Source organism: Pseudoclavibacter sp. RFBI5, from assembly GCF_002931395.1.
GTDB lineage: Bacteria > Actinomycetota > Actinomycetes > Actinomycetales > Microbacteriaceae > Pseudoclavibacter.
The window spans coordinates 36,825-54,751 of sequence record NZ_PSYA01000015.1; the positions used below are offsets into that span (position 1 = coordinate 36,825).

Sequence of the window (17,927 nt, forward strand, 5' to 3'; positions counted from 1 at the left end):
CCCCCGCCGCGCCTCAGGAGCTGTGCGGTTCGAGCGAGGAGGACCTAGAGCGTGATGAGGCCGTTGGTCTTCGTCGTCGCGGCGTCGTAGCGCTGCTGCACGTTGTCCCAGTCCGCGATGTTCCAGAACGCCTTGATGTAGTCGGCGCGAACGTTGCGGTAGTCGAGGTAGTAGGCGTGCTCCCAGACGTCGAGCATGAGCAGCGGGACGAGCCCGAACGGCACGTTGCCCTGCTGGTCGAAGAGCTGGAAGATGGCGAGCTGCTCGCCGAGCACGTCGTAGGCGAGGACAGCCCATCCGGAGCCCTGCACGCCGAGCGCCACTGCCGTGAACTGCGCGACGAACGCATCGAAGGAGCCGAACTGCTCGTCGATCGCCGTGGCGAGCGAGCCAGTGGCCTGGCCGCCGCCGTTGGGGGAGAGGTTGGTCCAGAAGATGGAGTGGTTGACGTGGCCGCCGAGGTTGAACGCGAGGTCCTTCTCGAGCTTGTTCACGTTGGCGAGGTTGCCGCTCTCGCGGGCCTCGGCGAGCTGCTCGAGCGCCGTGTTCGCGCCCTTCACGTAGGTGGCGTGGTGCTTCGAGTGGTGCAGCTCCATGATCTCGCCGCTGATGCTCGGGGCGAGGGCGGAGTAGTCGTAGGCCAGGTCGGGAAGGGTGTATGCGGTCATGGTGTGACCCTCTTTCTGTCGTGTTCTGCGGTATTGGTGAGTTTGGGTGGTGTGAGGGGCGGCCGAATCGCGGGTTCGGTCGCGGGTTGATGCGGCGGGTTGCGGCGCGGGTTCAGTCGCGGGTTCAGTCGCCGAACGTGGCGGCGTCGAGGCGGCCGAAGCGGCGGTTCTGGTACATGAGCGGCGGGACCGTGCTGCCGTGCAGGACCTCGAGGACCTCGGCGAGCACGATGGTCGAGCCGCCGACCTTGACGGTGCTGGCGATGCGGCAGCGCAGCGTCTCGCGAGCCTCGGGGAGGAAGGGCTCGCCCGTGGGGAAGTGATCCCAGCCCTGTTCCGGAGTGAAACGGGGGGCGCCGCTGCGGGCGAAGTCGAGGGCGATCTGCTCCTGCTCGTGGCTGAGGAGGTTCACGGTGACGTCGCCGGCTTCGAGGAGTCCGCCGGCGCTGCCGGTGGCCCGCGTCACGGAGAACGAGAGCGTGGCGGGGTCGACGGCGACGGAGCTCACGCTCGATGCGGTGAGGCCGACGGGGCCGTTCGCGGTCTGGGCCGCGATGATGGCGACGGCTGCGGGGTGCTCCCTGAAGGCGGCCTTGAACTCTTCTGCCAGCGCTGCTTGGGGCAACGCCGCTGGGACTGGTGCCTCGGGGGCGGGTTCTGTCATCGAGTGGGCTCTCTGCCTGTTCTGGAGGACGGTGATCGGAGTTGCGTGTGCGTTTCCTCTTCGAGGCTAGAACCTAAAGTAAGGTTGAAGTCAATTCGAACGGTGGGATTTCACTGTGAGCGAGACACGCAAGGACACAGAGGCGCTCGATCGGGCCCCGGGGCAGCCGCACATCTCCGACGAGCTGCTCACGGTGAGCGACATGGTTCGTCGGACGGGCGTCGCCGCATCCGCGCTGCGCTTCTACGAGGAACTCGAGCTGATCGCCGCGGTGCGCACCGCCGGCAACCAGCGTCGCTACGCCCGCCACATGATTCGGCGAGTCTCGCTCATCTCGGTCGCGAAGCGCCTCGGCATTCCGCTGTCTGACGTGCAGGACGCGTTTGCCGACCTGCCGAGCGATGCGACGCCCAGCCAGGAGGACTGGCAGCGCGCTTCGCGGCGGTGGAAGCGGACGCTCGAGGAACGGCGGCGCGGCATCGAGCGCCTCGAGCACGAGCTCATGGGATGCATCGGCTGCGGGTGCCTGTCGATGAAGGCCTGCGGGCTCCTCAACCCCGACGATGCCCTCGCCGGCGGAGGAGCCGGCCCTCGCCGCCTCGACTGAGCGCCGCCCGCGCGCGCCCGCAGCGCCGGCCCGCCCGCGCCCGCCGCGCGGGCCCGCCCATCCACCTTCCCGATCTGGCGCACCCCCTCCGCTGCCCAGGGCTGACTTGTGGTTGTTTCGGGCCCGGAATGACGACCACAAGTCAGCCCTGGGCGCCGGAGGGGGCAGCGAGGGCCAGCGCGAGGGCGAGGGCGAGCGCGAGGGCGAGGGGGCTGGAGGCAGGGCGGCGGCTGAGGCGTCGAGTCGGTCGCGGGTCGAGAGGCGCGAGTCGAGAGGCGGGAGTTGAGAGCCGCGGGTCGAGAGGCGCGAGTCGAGAGGCGCGGGTCGGGAGGTCGGATTCGGGGTTCGCTAGCTGGGAATCGGAATCGGGATCGGGGTTCCGAACTCGGGGTTCGCGAGCCGGGACTCGGGATCGCGGGTCGGGACTCGGGAGGCTGCAGCGGTATGGCCGTGGACGCAGGCGGTCGGGCCGTCGAAGCTCCGGCGTCAGCCGCGCCGAAGCTCAGGCGTCTGCTGCGCGGAAGATCAGGCGTCTGCCGCGTCGAGGCCGTCGAGGTAGGCGTCGGTGGTGCGTTTCTGCGCGGCGCGAGCGTCTGCCTCGTCCGAGCCGGCAGCGATGGAGGCATCCGCCCACGATTCGGCGCTCAGCATGAGGAAGCTCCGCGCGTCGTCGCCCCGCACCCACGAGGTTGTCTCGAGGGGAACGGTCGCGCCAGCCTCGAGGTGGTGGGCGAGGCTCGCGAAGCTCAGATCCCAGCCGACTCCGGTCGCGCCGACACCGAACTTGGGCCACGTCTCCTCGTCGGTCGGGGAGTGGTGTTCGAGGGTGAGCGTGGCGTGGGCCTCGTCGACCTTCGTGAAGTGGGCCTCGATGTGCGTGTGCTCGCCGTCGTACTCCCAGGTCAGCGTGAACGAGTCCGGGGCGTGGCAGCCGGTGATGTGCCCGTGCGCGTTGTCCTGGATCTGGTAGGTGCCGCCCTGGCGCAGGCTGCCGTCGACGGGCGCGAACCACTGGGCGAGGCGGGCGATCTCGGTGGCCGACGACCACAGCGAGCTGCGCTTCGCGGCGAACGTCTGCGTGAGGGTGATGACGAAGCCGTCGTGGCCGTCGAGTTCCTGCATCCGCACCGAACGGGTGACGGCGGCCAGCTGGGTGGCGCTGTCGAAGGTCGATGTGCTGGTAGAGGTGGGCGCCTTCGTCATGTGCCCTCCTTCTGTGTCGGTGCTGGGTTGGGATGCGGTGCTGGGGCAGCGTGCCGGTGCCGCGTGCGTGGGGCGGCGTGTGCGCGCGTTCCTAGCGTCGCACTTCGGCGTTCACCTTGGCAGGCCCCGCGCGGGGTTGCCTGTGACGATTACGTGAAGTTGCGGTTGCGGACGTGCGACGACGCTGCGCGTTGGCGGGTCAGGGGACGCGAACCGCCTGGGTGGCGGCGGTCTCACCCTTCCAGGGGAGCAGGAAGAGGGCGAGGAGCCCGGCGATGATGGTGAGGCCACCGACCATCCAGATGACGCCCGGCCAGTCGAAGTGCTGGAAGAAGACGCCGCCGAGGAACCCGAAGAGGCTTGAACCGCCGTAGTAGCCGAGGTTGTAGAGCGCGGTTGCTTGGGCGCGGCCGCGGGTCGGGTAGGCGCCTGCCCAGCCGACGGCGACGGAGTGCGCGCCGAAGAAGGCGGCCGTGAAGATCGCGAGGCCGGTGATGACGAGCCACAGCTGCGGCGCGAGGGTGAGCGCGAGGCCGCCGAGGGAGACGGCCGTGGATGCGAGGAGCACGACCTTGCGTCCGTGACGGCCGGCGAGGCGCGCGATGAAGGGCGAGGAGAACGAGCCGGCGAGGTAGGTGACGAAGACGAGCGACACGAGCCAGACGGGGAGAAAGTAGGGCGACTGTGTGAGGTGGAAGCCGAGGAAGTTGTAGACGGCGACGAATCCGCCCATGAGGAAGAAGCCCTGCGCGAAGAGGCCGAGCATCCTGGTGCTGGAGAGGTGCGCGGCGATGGCCTTCCATGCTCGGCCGATGCTCGCGCCGAGGGTTCCACCCGCGTGCTTGGCGAGCGGGGCGAACCCGCGCGGCTTGGGGATGAGCCAGATGAAGAGCACCGCCATGGCGACGGAGATGAGGGACACGGTGAGGAGGCCCAGCCGCCAGTCGAGGAGCTCGGCGACGGGGGTCGGCACGATGCGGCCACCGAGTCCACCGAGGGTGTTGCCGGCGACGAAGGTGCCGGCTGCTCCTGCAGCGGCCGTGGGGTGCAGCTCCTCGTTGAGGTAGGCGATGGCGCAGGCGGGGACGCCGCCGAGCGCGAGCCCCTCGAGGAGGCGCAGCGCGAGCGCCAGCTCGAAGCTCGGCATGAGGATCATGAGCAGACCGAGCACGGTGGCGCTCGAGATGGAGATCGTGATGGCGCGAACGCGCCCCATCCGGTCGGCTGCTATCGACCAGGGCAGGACGGAGATGGCGACGCCGAGGGTGCCCATCGACACCATGAGTGCCGCCGTCGCGGGGTCGATCGCGAAGGTCGTCGAGATCTCGGGCAGCAGCGCCTGTGGGGCGTAGAGCTGCGCGAACGTCGCGAACCCCGCGCAGAGCATCGCGAGTTGAATGCGTCGGTAGTCGCGGGACCCGCCGAGGTGTCCGAGCCAGGGGTTGCCGGTGGATGGGGGCTTCGGGGTGCTGGCGCGGTCAGGGGTCACTCGTTCGAGGGTACTCCGGGGGTTTCGTCCGAGCATTGTGCGTCTGCATGGGTGCGCGCGGATCGTTCGTGGTCTTGCCCGAAATGACGGGCGACCCGCCGGGTTTGCGGTGCGCCAGGGTCGTGTGTAAGCTATCCCCTGGTCAATCGCGCAAGCGAAAGACTGGGCGCCCGTAGCTCAACGGATAGAGCATCTGACTACGGATCAGAAGGTTAGGGGTTCGAATCCCTTCGGGCGCACGGTACCAGAGCTTCAGGGCTCGAGTACGAAGCTCTGTGTTGAGACAGATGCAGGAAAGGCTCGCGAAAGCGGGCCTTTTTTGTTTGCGGTCGTGGGGCCGTCTCAGTCGCTCGAGGACGGAGAGCGTCGTGCGGCCCGGTTGGCTGACGCGTCCGTGCGTGCGATGCGCACGAGGGCGATCAGGCCAAGGACAAGCAGCACGAGAGCGCTCGCGGGCACCAGCATGAGGCCGGCGTAGCCGAGGCCCACGAGGAACTCGGCAGTGGCCGGGCCGGCCGTGTCCGGGTGGGCAGCCGCGAGGGCGCCGGCAGGACCGAAGGCGGCGGCAGCCGCGAGGGCGGCGAGGCTGAGCCCCAGCACGACGGTGACGATGGCGAGCGCACGCTTCATGCTCTCGAGCCTCCCACACGAGCGTCCCGAGCGAGCGGCCGAGCGCCTCGAGCCTCCCAAGCGAGCCTCCCAAGCGAGCCTTCCGCTCGAGCCGGAGGAGGTGTCCGAGGACTTCCCGTGGTGCCCCGGATTCGGTAGCGTTCCCTCATGATCATCGTGACGACCAATGACGTTCCCGGCACATCCATCTCGAGCGTCATCGGCGAGGTCTCGGGCCTCACTGTGCGCTCGCGGAACATTGGTGCGCAGTTCGCGGCCGGTTTCAAGTCGCTCGGCGGCGGTGAGCTGAAGGGCCTCACGACGCAGCTCGAGCAGGCCCGGGCGGAAGCCGTCGCTCGCCTCAAGGCGGCAGCGGAGGCGGCCGGAGCGAACGCCGTCGTCGCGATGCGCTACGACTCGAACGAGATCGACCAGAACTACCAGGAGATCGTCGCCTACGGCACGGCCGTCGTCATCGCCTGAGCCTGAGCCTGAGCCTGAGCCTGAGTGAAACCCGGCCAGCACCTCTCGCGAATCGCCTCACGCTACGCGCGGCCCTTGAGGATGAGGTTCCAGTAGACCCACGGCAGCACGCGTCGGTCGAAGACCCAGGTGAGCCGACGCTCGCGCGCGAGTCCCTTCCAGAAGGGGATACTCGGGCGCGGCTGCCCGTCGGCGTCGAACTCCGCGAAGACCACGCTCGAGCGCGAGACGGTGAACGGGGCGACGGTGTAGCCGTCGTACTCGCTCCGCGCGCCGTTTCCGCCGAGCACGCCGACGAGGTTCTCGGCGAGGGCCTTCGTCTGCTTCCGCAGTGCCCCGCCGGAGCGCTGGCTCCCCGAGACGGCGGCGTCGCCGAGCGACCACACGTTCGGGTAGCGCCGGTGCTGCAGGGTGCGCCCGTCCACATCGACGAATCCAGCCTCGCTGTCGGTCAGGCGCGCCGCCGCGGCGAGACCCGCCTCGGCGATCCAGGCGGGGGCCCGCTGCGGGGGTTCCACGACGAGGGCGTCGTAGTGGATGCGCTCGGACTCGCCTTCGACGCCGGCCGTGGTGCCGAGAGTCGCCCTGCCGATGACCGCGGTGCTGCTGTCGGCGATCACCTCGTTGAGCCGCGATTCGCGGCGCACCTCGATGCCGTATTCGGCGACCTTGCGCTCGAGTTCCGCGTCGATCTCCGGCACGCCGAGCGGCGTCGCGTCCGGCAGCACCAGCACGACCCGAATGCGGTCGAGCACGCCTCGTGCGCGCCAGTAGTCGCACGCCAGGTACATGGGCTTCTGGATGGCGCCGGCGAACGAGGCAGGCTCGGGGGCCTGCACGAACACGGCGGTTCCTTCCCGCAGGTCGCGGAGAAGGTGCGAGGTCTTGTCGGCGAGCCCGATCTCATAGCTGGATGCGACGCGCGGCGACTGCAGGGCTGCGCGCAGGCCGGGGATCGCATCCCAGTCCTGCACGATGCCCGGGCAGACGATGAGATGCTCGTAGCCGACTCGTCGGCCGGATTCGAGGACCAGCGATGAGGTCTCGGGGTCGACGGAGGCGACGGCGTCGCGGAGGAGCGTCACTCCCGTCGGCATGACGTCGGCCTGCGGTCGAGTCGCCTGGCTCGCCTTCGCGGTGCCGCCGGCGACGTGCGAGAGCATGGGCTGGTAGACGTGGTTGACGCGCGGCTCGATGACGGTGATGTCGGGGATGCCGGCTCGCTGCAGCCGGCCCGCGACGGAGAGGCCCGCGTTTCCGCCGCCGACGACGAGCACGCGGTACGTGGTGAGCGTGGGCTGCTGTGTCGGCTGCTGCGCAGCCTGTTTCGCTGCCTGCTGCGCAGCCTGCTGCGCTGCCTGCTGCGCTGCCTGCTGCGCAGGCTGCTTCGTTGGCTGGGCGTCGCCGTTCGAGGTGGTGGTCATCAGAGCGACGCTAGCCGCCGGACGGTGTCGCGGACCCGTGACCGGGGCATGGTCACGCAACTCCCAGCCTGCTGCCACGCTCAGGAAACAGCATCGTCAAAACATGCGGGTCGCTGCCGGGCGCCGGCCGCCGGCCCACCCCAGCCCACTCCAGGCCTACGCCCGGCCGAGCCACCAATCGGGGGAGGCAGCGATGATCGTGCGGGCTGCCGCATCCACGTCGTCGACCTCCCCGGACCGGAGCCACTCCTCGATGGCGCTGACGGTGCCTCCGCCGGCGTAGGCGATGAGGAGGCGCGCGTGGCGTTCGCGGTCGATGCCGGGCTGCGCTGTCGGCGCGATCTCGGGGTGGCGGTCGAGGTGCGTGCGGAGGCCGGTCTCGATGCGGTCGACGAGGGTGTCGCGGACGGCCCCGGTGAGTCGCGGCGACATGGCGTTGCGGTAGATCTTCGCGTGGCGAGCGACGTGCCGCAGGAGCTCGCGCTCCGGTTCGTCGAAGACGCTGAGCTCGCTGCCGCTGCTGGCCGGCAGTGATTCGAGGGGTGCCATGAGGGTGTCGATCTCCTCGCCAAGGAACGCCGCGAGGAGGTGCTCTGGCGTCGCCGCGTGCCGGTAGAAGGTGTCGCGGGTGATGCTGGCGGCTCTGGCGACTTGCGCCACGGTGACATCGGCGATGGGCTGCGCGGCCGCGAGCTCGTAGATCGCCGCGCGGAGGGCGGCGCGTGTTCGTGCCTGACGCGGATCCATCCGCCCACCCTATGGGCTGAAGGGTGGGTCCACAGCAAACTATCTGACAGGTGCCTGATAACCGGCGTACGCTCGAAACGCACGCCAACGACGGCGGGCAGAACGGAGTGAGCAATGTCGCAAGCAGCAGACAGGACGGCAACCGGCGCGGGCCGATTCGCCGGCAAGGTCGCGATCGTCACGGGAGGTGTCTCGGGCATCGGGGCGAAGATCACGGAGCGCCTCGTCGCCGAAGGCGCCAGCGTCGTCGTCGCCGACATCAACGCCGAGCTCGTCGCCGCAGCAGGCGAGACCTTCGGCGGCGATGTCATCGGCCGCCGCACCGACGTGACCGACGAGGACGACTTCGCAGGTCTGATCGCCGAGACGGTCGAGAAGTTCGGCACGCTGGACGCGCTCTTCAACGTCGCGGGAGGCTCCCGCTCGGGCACGCTCACCGACATCTCGTTCGCCGACTGGGACTTCACGGTCCGCCTCAACCTCTACAGCGCCTTCAACGGCACCCGCCTCGCGGCCCGCCAGTTCCTCGCCGAGGGCAAGCCTGGGGCGATCGTCAACGTCGCCTCCCTCAACTCGCTCGTGCCGATGCACTTCGGTGTCGGCTACACGGCTTCCAAGGCCGCGGCCGTCATGCTCACGAAGCAGGCGGCGCTCGAGCTCGGCGAGCACGGCATCCGCGTGAACGCCGTCTCGCCCGGACTCGTCGCGACCCCGCTCACGAAGGGCCTCACCGACATTCCCGGCGTGCAGGAGGCGTACGACGAGCGCATCCCCTTCCGCCGCGCGGCGCAGCCGGAGGAGATCGCGTCGGCCGCGCTGTTCCTCGCGAGCGATGACGCCTCCTACATCTCCGGCGACAACCTGGTCGTCGACGGTGCCTGGTCGACGACCGGCTACCCCGACCTGCGGAAGTTCCTCGCATGAAGGCCGCGGTGTTCCACGGCAAGGAGGACGTGCGCGTCGAGGAGGTCGCCGACCCCACGCCGGGTCCGGGCCAGGTGAAGCTGCGCAACGCGTACGCCGGCATCTGCGGCTCCGATCTGCACGTCTACTACGCGCCGGAGAGCTCGGGCCTCGACTTCGAGCATCCGCACCCCGTCACGGGTTCGCTGCCGCCGCAGATCCTGGGCCACGAGTTCTCCGGAACCGTCGTCGAGCTCGGCGACGGCGTCGACTCGGTGCAGCTCGGCCACCGCGTCGCGGTGTGGCCGATCTACGCGTGCGGCGAGTGCGCGGCCTGCCGTCGCGGCAAGCCGAACGTGTGCACGAAGATCGGCTTCCACGGCCTCTCCTCCCACGGTGGGGGCATGGCCGAATTCACGACGGTGGATGCGAGCAAGCTGCACGTGCTGCCCGAGAACGTCGACCTGCGCCTCGGGGCGCTCGTCGAGCCGATGGCGGTCGCATGGCACGCGGTCGAGCAGAGCGGCGTGCAGGCTGGGCAGACGGCGCTCATCTCGGGTGCCGGCCCGATCGGCATCGGCGTGTGGTTCGCATTGCGCGCCAAGGGCGTCGAGACGGTCATCGTGTCCGAGCCGAGCGAGGGTCGCCGGTCTGCGATCGCCGGGGTCGGAGCGGCGAACCTCGTCGACCCGACGACTGAGGACCTCTCGGCTCGGGTTGCTGAGCTCACAGGCGGGGACGGCGTGGATGTCGCCTTCGACGCTGCCGGAGTCGGGCCAGCTGTCGCGGCCTCGCTCGCGAACCTGACTCCCGGTGGGCGCGTCGTGGTCGTCGCCATCCACGAGCGGCCCATGGATTTCCTGCCGACGCAGCTCGTCATGGGCGAGACGGCGATCGTGGGCACCCTCGCCTACCTGCAGAGCGACTTCGACGCGGTCATCGCCGCGATGGCGGCTGGCGGATACACGGCTGACGGCTGGGTCGACGACGTCGCCGTCGACGACGTGGTCGGGGCGATCGAGAGCCTCCGCGCGGGCAAGGGCATGAAGGTGCTCGTGCGGGCTTAGCGTTCGTGCGGGCCTGATCTGCGTGTTGGCCTGGCCGGAGCGCCGGGAACCGCGTCGCTACCCGCCGTGCACCCGAACGGTGCTCGGCGGGTTCGCGGCGAGCTTCGAGGCCGGGCGCACGGGGCGACGCTCGAGGTTGCCGCCGCAGTTCGGGCACGCCCGACCCTCGAACGTGGCCGCGCAGTCGCCGCACCACGTGCACTCGAAGGTGCAGATGTAGGCCTCAGCGTGCGGGGGCAGGTCGATGTCGCAGCGTTCGCAGTTCGGGCGCAGCTCGAGGGCCATCAGGCGAGTCCGTTCTTTCCGGCGAACGGGTCCCAGCGCGCGTCCGTGTGCACGTCGAGTTCGGCGGCGTCGCTGACCCTCGCCGCGACGTCAGCGCCGTGGATCGAGGCGATGATGGCGGCGGTCATGTCCATCCCCGCGGCCACCCCGGAGGATGTCCACCGGTTTCCGTCCTCGACCCAACGCGCCTGCGGGATCCACTCGACCGAGGTGCCGTGCGACGCCGCCCAGGCGAACGCCCGCTTGTTGGAGGTGGCCCGGAACCCGTCGAGCAGACCGGCCGCCGCGAGCAGCGCGGAACCCGTGCAGACGGACGTCACGAGGCGCGCATCCGCCGCCCACTCAGCGAGCCAGCCGAGGAACCCGGCGTCGACGGCGAGGGCGCGCGTGCCCTGCCCACCGGGGACGAGCACGATGTCGGGCTGCGTGGCGTCGGCGAAGCCGCTGGTCGCGATGACCTCGGGTCCCTGCGAGCTGCGCACCGGCCCAGCGTGCGGTGCGATCAGCTCGACGTCGAAGAGCGACGGGTCGAGCCGGAACAGCTCCACCGGGCCGAACACGTCGAGGAGCTCGAACCCCTCGAACAGGACAACGGAGATGCGACGCTTCGCTTCAGGCATGTCCGCATTCTCGCAGGAGGACGATCGTTCTGCGCTGGATTGCGGCGTTCGGCGATGGTTGCCCTGTGACGAGCCGCCTGCGAGGGAAATGCCCGAGTCGGGATATCTCCGAGACGGGGCCTCCGAACGTGGACTCCTCTGAGCAGGGTCGTCTAGGAGCAGGTTCGTCTACGAGAAGAGCGGTGACGCTGGGCTTTCGCTGACACTCGCGACGAAGCTGGTGAGCAGCTCGCGGTCGCTCGCCGCGCTGCGATTCGCGTGGTCCGCCCCGAAGAGCAGATGCAGGGTGCGCACCTCGCGTCCCGTCTGCTCGTCGAACTTGATCTCGTCGACCGCTTCCCGCACGGACCAGCTCGTGGACCGCGCCGACATGTGGCCCGCGCGGCCGAACGTGTACGCGGCCGCGAGGTTCGCGAAGAACAGCCAGTCGTCGCCGGCCACCTTCACCGCGTACCCGCGCTCACGCGTCCACGTGTCTCCGCACCTCGGCCTCGGCAGAGAGTCGGCCTCCACGATGTGGTCGTAGTCGGCTTCGGATGTGCGGCTTCCGCCTGCAACTCGGCACATGGGACCCCCCGGAATCGATGTCGATGCCGTGGACTCTATGCTCCTCGCGAGCCTTCCGGAACGTGCTGCCGGGTCTCTCCCGCATAGCCTGCGCAACAACGCGAAAGCGGCCAGGCCCGGTGCCCGCGTGCCTCCCCCTCCACGCCCCGCTCGCCGAGTCGCCTCCACGCCCCGCTCGCCGAGTCGAGAAGTGAGTTGTGGTCGTCAAGCGATGGCCTGAGCGACCACAAGTCGGCCCTGGGCATCTCGGCGGACGCTCAACTGCTTCCGCCAGCATTGCCCGCATGAGCGATTCCACCAAGACCCAGCCCGCCGGCGACCTGCCCAGCGAGGCGATCGACTTCGCCGACCTCAACTTCAAGCTCGCCGTCATCCAGGAGCTGATGTACGAGCAGGAGCTGCTGACCCCGCAGTTCGTGCTCGCGGATTTCCTCGAAGAGCACGTCGACCGCGAGATCGACCTCTCGCAGGAGATCACCGAGCCGATCCCCGAGGTGCTCGAGTACTTCCGCTCGCTGCCCGTGCCCAGTGAATATGCGCCGAGCGTCGAGGAACTCTTCCAGGATGGCGGGAACGACATCTACCTGGAGATCGCCCCGCAGTGGGGCGGCGACGACTCCACCTTCGATATCGCCGACTTCACCGACACGCGCCACTTCCCGAACCTCACGTCGATGACCCTGCTCGGGGTCGACGACGAGGTCATCGAGGGGCTCCGTCGGAAGGGCATCGACGCGCAGCTGCTCTGAGGGGCAGGCGGTGCGCGCCGGTGGATGAGCGTCGGTCGGCGCGCGCCGGTGGATGAGCGTCGGCCGGCGGGTGTCCGGCAGTGCGCGTCTGCCGCTTTGCATCGGTCGATGAGGGCCGGCCGGTGCGCACGGGCGGACCAGCCTCGGGTCCTGCGCGCCGGTCAGCGCACGGCGAGGAGGATTTTGCCGATGTGCTCGCCGGACTCCATGCGCTGGTGTGCTCGATGCGTGAAGTCGAGGGTCTCGACGGTGTCGAGGAGGGGGCGCACCTTGCCGGCCTCGACGAGCGGCCACACGTGCTCGCGCACCTGCGCGATGATCGCACGCCGCTCTTCCAGGGGGCGGGCGCGCAGGGTCGTGCCCCAGATGCGGCCGCGCTTCTGCATGAGGCGGCCGACGTTGATGGTCGCTTCGTTGCCGCCCTGCGCCGCGATGACCATGATCCGGCCGCCGGTGGCGAGCGCGTTGACGTCTCGGGCGAGGTAGTCGCCGCCGATCATGTCGAGCACGACGTCGACGCCGCGGCCTCCCGTGGCTTGCGCGATGACGTCGACGAAGTCCTCGTCGCGGTAGTTGATGCCTCGGGTCGCGCCGAGCTGCTCCGTCATGGCGACCTTCTCTGGCGTGCCGGCGGTGGCGTAGACGGTCACTCCGAGGGCGGTCGCGAGCTGGATGGCGATCGTGCCGACCCCGCTCGTGCCGCCGTGCACGAGGAGCGTCTCGCCAGCTTCGAGGCCAGCGCTCATGAAGAGGTTCGACCAGACGGTCGCGACGGCTTCCGGGAGCCCGGCGGCTTCGACGAGGTCGACTCGCCGCGGCTTGGGGAGCACGAGGCCCTCGTCGACCGCGACCCGGTCGGCGTAGCCGCCGCCGGGGAGGAGCGCGACGACGTAGTCTCCGACCTTCCAGGCGGCCACGGATGCTCCGATCTCGACGACGGTTCCGCTCACCTCGAGACCTGGCCAGGCCGGGGCGCCATCGGGGGAGGGGTACTTGCCTTCGCGTTGCGCGACATCGGCGCGATTCACGCCGGCAGCCGCGACATCGATGATGACCTCGAACGGCCCTGGGGTCGGCTCGTCGACGTCGGAGAGGACGAGGGCGTCTGGCCCGCCGGGGGTAGGAACCGTGATTGCACGCATGCTGGTCAGTGTTTCACGCGGACGTGTACCCTCCGTCTCATGTCAGGGCCAGTGCACGATCCAGAGCGGCTGCGGGGCGTGACGCGCCCGGAGCTGAGCGTGCTCGCTCGCGTGCGCGCCGCATCCGCCGCCCTCGGCCCGAGTGAGCGCAAGGTCGCGCAGATGGTGCTCGCCAGGCCGGATGAGATCGTGGAGTGGTCGACTGCGGAGCTCGCGGACGCCGCGGGCACGTCGACGGCCACGGTCATCCGCGCCTGCCAGAGCCTCGGGTTCCGCGGCTTCCAGCACCTCCGCCTCGACCTCGCCCGATCGGCGCCGCTCGCCCCGCGGGAGCAGGGGACCGTGCGAGAGGCGAGCACGTTCGACGATGCGATCGACGCGGTCCGGCTCGCGCAGGAGAGCGTCGACCCTGAGCGCATCGTCGCGGCTGTCGCGGCGCTCCGGGGCGCCCGCCGCGTCGTGCTCGTCGGCAGCGGCTTCTCGGGGCCCCCGCTGCAGGACTTCGCGATGCGCCTGAGCACGCTCGGTCACTCCGTCGAGGCTCCTGTGGATGCGCTCGCGCAGCAGTTCGCGGTGCGCTCGCTCTCGAGCGGCGACGTGTGCCTCGCCCTCAGCTACTCCGGTGCGAACGTGCAGTCGCTGCGGGCAGCCGAGGCTGCGAGTGCGCAGGGCGCCACCGTGGTGCTGGTCACGAGCTACGCGCGCTCGCCGCTCGGACGGGTCGCCGACGTGGTCGTGACGACCGGACCCGCGGGCACCGCCCACGACATCGATCCGTTCCTCGCGCGGCTCGGCCACACGATCGTGCTCCACGCGTTCCATTCCGCCCTGTCGGAGCTCATCGGCGGCGACGAGGTCGTCGGCATGCGGCACGTCGTGGCCGACGCGCTCTCGGAAGACTGACCTCCGAGGTGTGGCCTCCGAGGCCTGGCCTGTGAGGCCTGATCTGCGACGACTGGCCTCCTGGGACTGGCCTCCTGGGACTGATCTCCGGAGACTGGTCTGCGACGAGTGACCTGCGAGGGTTGGCCCGCGAGGACTGACCTCCGAAGTGCGCTCGCACCCGCAATCCCAGCGCATGCCAGCCCGTTCGCGTCGCCGTCTCCCGCGCCGCGTCGTGCCGGCTGGGTCGTGGCGGCCGGGTCGTGCCGGCTGGGGCCCAAGGGGTGGAGTCGAAGCGTGGAGTCGCTTCGTGCGGGGTTTTCACAACCGTGATGGGTTCTGCGGAGGCGCGTGCGGGGTTTCAGTGACTGGTGATGGGTAAAAACCCATCACGGATGCGAAAAGCCCGCACGGCCCGGGTGGCGGGGACGAGGACGCAGGCGGGGACTGGCCGGAGAGCGGGACGGGACGGGGATCAGGCTGCGCCGCGCCGGGTCGCGCCGGCTGGGTCATGGCGGCTGGGTCCCGAGGGGTGGAGCGGATGCGTGGAGTCAAGGCGTGCGGGGTTTTCGCCACCGTGATGGGTTCTGCGGAGGTGCGTGCGGGGTTTCGGTGACCGGTGATGGGTAAAAACCCATCACGGTTGCGAAAAGCCCGCACATCCCATTGGTTGTGGACGTGGACGTGGACGTGGACGTGGACGTAGGCGCAGACGGAAGCGGGGACGCGGACATGGACCTAGGCGGGGAGCAGCCCACGCCGCGCCGCCTGAAGCTGTGGAACCACGCCACGCCACGCCACGCCGCATCGCGCCGCGCCCGCATCGCGCCGCGCCCGCATCGCGCCGCGCCCGCATCGCGCCGCGCCCGCATCGCGCCGTCCCGCACCGCACCGCACCGAACCGCGCGCAACCTGACCGTTCTCCCACGCTTCCGCAGTCCAGCACCTGCGCGCGCGTCGATCTGGCTGGTCGTCCTCCGCCCCTCAGTCCCTTGCGCGCACTCGTCTCCCGGAGTTCATCCGCGCGCTCGACGCTCGTCACCGCGCGTTCACTCTCGCTCGTCACACTCCCGATGTAACAACGTTCCAGGCCCTGCGGAATCAATGTAACGGGCCGGATTCCACGCAACGGGAGGTGCTCGTGAGGGCAATCGAGATCGACGGGCTGTTCAACGCCCGCGCAGCCAGCACGACGTCACCCTGGATCGTGCGCGCCGGATCACCGGACGCGCTCGCCGCCGACGGCGAGGCCGCGCTGCGTGCCCTGGGCGTCTCGCTCATCCTCGACCTCCGCGAGCGCGCCGAGTCCGGCGAGCGCGAGCACGGCGTCCCGGTGCGCCAAGTGCCGCTGTACGGCAGCGAGCCGCCCGTCGCGGGACGCCTCGAGGACATCTACGAGACGCTCCTCCGGGGGCGGGGAGGTGCGCTCGCTGAGGCCGTCGCGGTGCTCGCCAACGCGGAACGCGGTGTGCTCGTCCACTGCACTGCCGGCAAGGACCGCACCGGGCTCGTCGTCGCCCTGGCCCAGCTCGTGGGCGGTGCGAGCGAGGCCGACGTGGTGGCCGACTACGTGCTCTCCGGTGTCGAGGTTCGCTCCGTGCGCGAGCCGTACGCGCTCGCCGTCGCCGCCGCCTACCCCGTAGCCCAGCGGGACGAGATCCTCCGCCTGCACCTCGACAGCCCGCCGGAAGCCCTCGAGCATGCGCTCACCATCATCCGCGAGCTCGGTGGCGCCGAAGCGTACCTGCGCCGCCACGGACTCACCGACGAGCAGGTGCTCGCCCTGCGCAGCAAGGCAGCCCAGGCAGCCTCGGTTCGGTCGTGAGCGCTGACGTGCACGCGAGCACTGCGGCGAACGCGAACACCGACGTGAACGCAGGCACCGCGACGAACGCAGGCGCAGGTGCCGAATCGACCGGCGCGGCACCGAACCGCACCACTGTGCTCCACCTGAGCGACGTCCACGCCACGGTCGGCGCACCCCTCTACGGGGCGGTCGACGGCATTCGACGGATGCACGCGGCCAGCGATTACGCGCAAGCGGCAGGCGTCACCCCGGAGGTCATCGTGATCAGCGGGGACCTCATCGAACGGCGCAACGAGGGCGCCTACCCGGCGCTTCGCGAGGCGCTCCTCGAGCTCGAAGCGGCGTGGGGCGTGCCTGTGCTCACGGTGCTCGGCAACCACGACGACCGGGACGCGGCGCGCATCCTGCCCGGGCATACCCTGGCCGACGACACCCTGCCCGACGGCACCCTGCCCACAACTGCCGTGCCGCGGGCCGTGCACGTCGGCGCGTGGCGCTTCGTGCTGCTCGACTCGTCTCCCGGGCGCCTGGGCTCGGAGCAGCTCGCGTGGCTCGACGCGGAGCTCGCGCAGCCGTTCGGCTCCGGCTCGATCATCGTCATGCACCACCCGCCGCTCGGGTCCCCGCTGCCGATGCTCGCCCGCGCCGGGCTCGGCGACGCAGCAGACTTCCTCGACATCGTCGAGGGCACCGACGTCCGGATGATCCTGTCCGGTCACTTCCACCATCCGCTCGCCGCCACGATGCGGGGCGTGCACGTCTCCGTCGGGCCTGCGCTCGCCTACCACCAGGTGATGGACGCAGAACCCGGCACGGTCAGCGGCTTCGACCGCTCGATGTTCTCGCTCGTGCACCTCACGCCGGACGGCGTCAGCGCCTCCAGCGTCACCGTCGAGCATCCCTCCCCGCTCTTCACCCTCAGCCCTTCCCCCGCAGACCCGCTCTCCCCTCGAACAGTTAGGTCATCATGAACTCCCTCCGCACCCCAGCCGCGCTCGCGGCCTTCGGCCTCGCCGGCGTCCTCCTCGCCGGCTGCGCGAGCTCCCCGAGCACCGCGGCGAGCGGCGACGCCAGCCCCTCGGCGGCATCCGCGCTCGAAGCCGCCACCATCACCCTCTACACGTCCGAGCCGCAGGAGAAGGCGGATGCGCTCGTCGCGGCGTTCACCGAGATCCACCCGGAGGTCACGGTGGAGGTGTTCCGTGCCGGCACGGGCGACCTCACGACGCGCGTCGCGACCGAGCAGGCCTCGGGTGGCGTGCAGGCCGACGTGTTCCTCGCCGCCGACGCGGGCACCTTCGAGGACTACGCCGCCGACGAGCTGCTGCTGCAGTACTCGCCGACCGACGTCGAGTCGCTCAACCAGGACGTCGTCGACCCCGAGGGCTACTACACGGGCACGCGCATCATCCCGACCGTCATCGCCTACAACACGGGCCTCGTCACCGAGCCGCCGACGTCGTGGGCTGAGCTCACCGACGCCGAGTACGCGAACAAGCTCGTCATGCCGAACCCCGACGTGTCGGGCGCGGCCGCGTACAACGCCGCCGTGTGGCTCGACGAGCCGGCGCTCGGCGAGCAGTGGCTGACGGACCTCGCCGCGAACGAGCCCGTGATCGCCGACAGCAACGGCCCCGTCTCCCAGGCCATCGCGACGGGCGCGCAGCCCGTCGGGATCGTCGTCGACTACCTGGCCCGCGAGCTCGCCGCCCAGGGGTCGCCCATCGCCGTCTCCTACCCGACGGAGGGCGTGCCGTACGTGTCGCAGCCCGTCGGCATCTTCGCGAACACCGAGGAGGAGGCCGCCTCGAAGGCGTTCGTCGACTTCCTCGTGAGCGCGGAGGGCCAGGAGCTCGCCGTCAGCCAGTCGTACCTGCCGGTGCGCGCCGACGTCGGAACCCCGGAGGGTGCCCCGGCGATGGATGAGATCACGATCCTCTCCCCGGAGCTCGAGACCATCCGCGCCAGCCAGGACGCCGCGGTCGAGAAGTTCCGCACGCTGTTCCTGTAG

At 70.1% G+C, this 17,927-nt stretch carries 20 protein-coding genes and 1 tRNA gene; 10 read left to right on the forward strand and 11 right to left on the reverse strand.

The genetic code is table 11. The features are described from left to right. Nucleotides 1-44 precede the first annotated feature (44 nt). Together C5E06_RS17415 and C5E06_RS17420 are read right to left on the reverse strand one after the other, a co-directional pair. Entirely contained in the window at nucleotides 45-668 is a 624-nt protein-coding gene (locus tag C5E06_RS17415; RefSeq protein WP_104244356.1) for a superoxide dismutase, read from the reverse strand. A gap of 124 nt (nucleotides 669-792) precedes the next feature. Then, nucleotides 793-1,332 (reverse strand): flavin reductase family protein, encoded by a 540-nt coding sequence (locus C5E06_RS17420; protein ID WP_104307695.1) that lies wholly within the window; start codon nucleotides 1,330-1,332, stop codon nucleotides 793-795. Nucleotides 1,333-1,447: 115 nt separating this feature from the next. Here C5E06_RS17420 and soxR point away from each other — a divergent pair, with 115 nt between their 5' ends. Beyond that, the gene (soxR, locus tag C5E06_RS17425; RefSeq protein WP_374953210.1) at nucleotides 1,448-1,939 is read left to right on the forward strand and encodes a redox-sensitive transcriptional activator SoxR; all 492 of its coding nucleotides are present in this window, start codon (nucleotides 1,448-1,450) and stop codon (nucleotides 1,937-1,939) included. Between the two features lie 525 nt (nucleotides 1,940-2,464). Here the strand turns inward: soxR and C5E06_RS17430 are convergent. Both C5E06_RS17430 and C5E06_RS17435 read right to left on the reverse strand, forming a co-directional pair. Next, entirely contained in the window at nucleotides 2,465-3,142 is a 678-nt protein-coding gene (locus tag C5E06_RS17430; protein WP_104307696.1) for an SRPBCC domain-containing protein, read from the reverse strand. Between the two features lie 199 nt (nucleotides 3,143-3,341). Continuing rightward, nucleotides 3,342-4,631 (reverse strand): MFS transporter, encoded by a 1,290-nt coding sequence (locus tag C5E06_RS17435; protein WP_258063545.1) that lies wholly within the window; start codon nucleotides 4,629-4,631, stop codon nucleotides 3,342-3,344. Nucleotides 4,632-4,797: 166 nt separating this feature from the next. Between C5E06_RS17435 and C5E06_RS17440 the strand changes: the two genes are divergently transcribed. Continuing rightward, a tRNA-Arg gene (locus C5E06_RS17440) sits at nucleotides 4,798-4,870 on the forward strand. Between the two features lie 103 nt (nucleotides 4,871-4,973). On the opposite strand, the gene C5E06_RS17445 is transcribed toward C5E06_RS17440, so the two are convergent. Next, nucleotides 4,974-5,261, reverse strand: a complete 288-nt coding sequence (locus tag C5E06_RS17445; protein ID WP_104307697.1) for a hypothetical protein — start codon at nucleotides 5,259-5,261, stop codon at nucleotides 4,974-4,976. A 147-nt stretch (nucleotides 5,262-5,408) separates the two neighbouring features. Here C5E06_RS17445 and C5E06_RS17450 point away from each other — a divergent pair, with 147 nt between their 5' ends. Beyond that, a complete protein-coding gene (locus tag C5E06_RS17450) occupies nucleotides 5,409-5,723 on the forward strand; it encodes a heavy metal-binding domain-containing protein (RefSeq protein ID WP_104244492.1) in 315 nt (104 codons plus the stop codon). Between the two features lie 62 nt (nucleotides 5,724-5,785). On the opposite strand, the gene C5E06_RS17455 is transcribed toward C5E06_RS17450, so the two are convergent. After that, entirely contained in the window at nucleotides 5,786-7,147 is a 1,362-nt protein-coding gene (locus C5E06_RS17455) for an FAD/NAD(P)-binding oxidoreductase (protein WP_104307698.1), read from the reverse strand. 156 nt (nucleotides 7,148-7,303) lie between these two features. Then, nucleotides 7,304-7,894 (reverse strand): TetR/AcrR family transcriptional regulator, encoded by a 591-nt coding sequence (locus C5E06_RS17460; RefSeq protein ID WP_104307699.1) that lies wholly within the window; start codon nucleotides 7,892-7,894, stop codon nucleotides 7,304-7,306. Between the two features lie 114 nt (nucleotides 7,895-8,008). Here C5E06_RS17460 and C5E06_RS17465 point away from each other — a divergent pair, with 114 nt between their 5' ends. Both C5E06_RS17465 and C5E06_RS17470 read left to right on the forward strand, forming a co-directional pair. Continuing rightward, the gene (locus tag C5E06_RS17465) at nucleotides 8,009-8,818 is read left to right on the forward strand and encodes an SDR family NAD(P)-dependent oxidoreductase (protein WP_104307700.1); all 810 of its coding nucleotides are present in this window, start codon (nucleotides 8,009-8,011) and stop codon (nucleotides 8,816-8,818) included. Next, nucleotides 8,815-9,864 (forward strand): 2,3-butanediol dehydrogenase, encoded by a 1,050-nt coding sequence (locus tag C5E06_RS17470; RefSeq protein WP_104307701.1) that lies wholly within the window; start codon nucleotides 8,815-8,817, stop codon nucleotides 9,862-9,864. The genes C5E06_RS17465 and C5E06_RS17470 overlap by 4 nt, the downstream gene beginning before the upstream one ends. 57 nt (nucleotides 9,865-9,921) lie before the next feature. On the opposite strand, the gene C5E06_RS17475 is transcribed toward C5E06_RS17470, so the two are convergent. From C5E06_RS17475 to C5E06_RS17485, 3 genes are all read right to left on the reverse strand, one after another. After that, a complete protein-coding gene (locus C5E06_RS17475) occupies nucleotides 9,922-10,149 on the reverse strand; it encodes a DUF1272 domain-containing protein (RefSeq protein ID WP_104244502.1) in 228 nt (75 codons plus the stop codon). Next, complete coding sequence (locus C5E06_RS17480) at nucleotides 10,149-10,769, reverse strand: DJ-1/PfpI family protein (protein ID WP_104307702.1); 621 nt, start codon at nucleotides 10,767-10,769, stop codon at nucleotides 10,149-10,151. Before C5E06_RS17480 ends, C5E06_RS17475 begins: the two co-directional genes overlap by 1 nt. A 168-nt stretch (nucleotides 10,770-10,937) precedes the next feature. After that, complete coding sequence (locus C5E06_RS17485) at nucleotides 10,938-11,336, reverse strand: hypothetical protein (protein WP_104307703.1); 399 nt, start codon at nucleotides 11,334-11,336, stop codon at nucleotides 10,938-10,940. A 284-nt stretch (nucleotides 11,337-11,620) separates the two neighbouring features. On the opposite strand from C5E06_RS17485, the gene C5E06_RS17490 reads away from it, so the two are divergent. Beyond that, nucleotides 11,621-12,085, forward strand: coding sequence for a DUF6892 domain-containing protein (locus C5E06_RS17490; RefSeq protein ID WP_104244548.1), 465 nt, complete (start codon nucleotides 11,621-11,623; stop codon nucleotides 12,083-12,085). Nucleotides 12,086-12,246: 161 nt separating this feature from the next. Here the strand turns inward: C5E06_RS17490 and C5E06_RS17495 are convergent, their stop codons facing one another. Continuing rightward, nucleotides 12,247-13,227, reverse strand: coding sequence for an NAD(P)H-quinone oxidoreductase (locus C5E06_RS17495; protein WP_104307704.1), 981 nt, complete (start codon nucleotides 13,225-13,227; stop codon nucleotides 12,247-12,249). 39 nt (nucleotides 13,228-13,266) lie between these two features. On the opposite strand from C5E06_RS17495, the gene C5E06_RS17500 reads away from it, so the two are divergent. The 4 genes from C5E06_RS17500 to C5E06_RS17520 all read left to right on the forward strand — a co-directional run bounded on the left by C5E06_RS17500 (nucleotide 13,267) and on the right by C5E06_RS17520 (nucleotide 17,927). Further along, nucleotides 13,267-14,130, forward strand: coding sequence for a MurR/RpiR family transcriptional regulator (locus C5E06_RS17500; protein WP_104307705.1), 864 nt, complete (start codon nucleotides 13,267-13,269; stop codon nucleotides 14,128-14,130). Between the two features lie 1,120 nt (nucleotides 14,131-15,250). Further along, complete coding sequence (locus C5E06_RS17510; RefSeq protein WP_181063023.1) at nucleotides 15,251-15,934, forward strand: tyrosine-protein phosphatase; 684 nt, start codon at nucleotides 15,251-15,253, stop codon at nucleotides 15,932-15,934. Beyond that, nucleotides 15,931-16,887, forward strand: coding sequence for a metallophosphoesterase (locus tag C5E06_RS17515; RefSeq protein WP_258067746.1), 957 nt, complete (start codon nucleotides 15,931-15,933; stop codon nucleotides 16,885-16,887). The genes C5E06_RS17510 and C5E06_RS17515 overlap by 4 nt, the downstream gene beginning before the upstream one ends. After that, nucleotides 16,884-17,927 carry an ABC transporter substrate-binding protein gene (locus C5E06_RS17520; RefSeq protein ID WP_104307707.1) on the forward strand — a complete coding sequence of 348 codons (1,044 nt, stop codon included), beginning with the start codon at nucleotides 16,884-16,886 and terminating at the stop codon, nucleotides 17,925-17,927. The genes C5E06_RS17515 and C5E06_RS17520 overlap by 4 nt, the downstream gene beginning before the upstream one ends.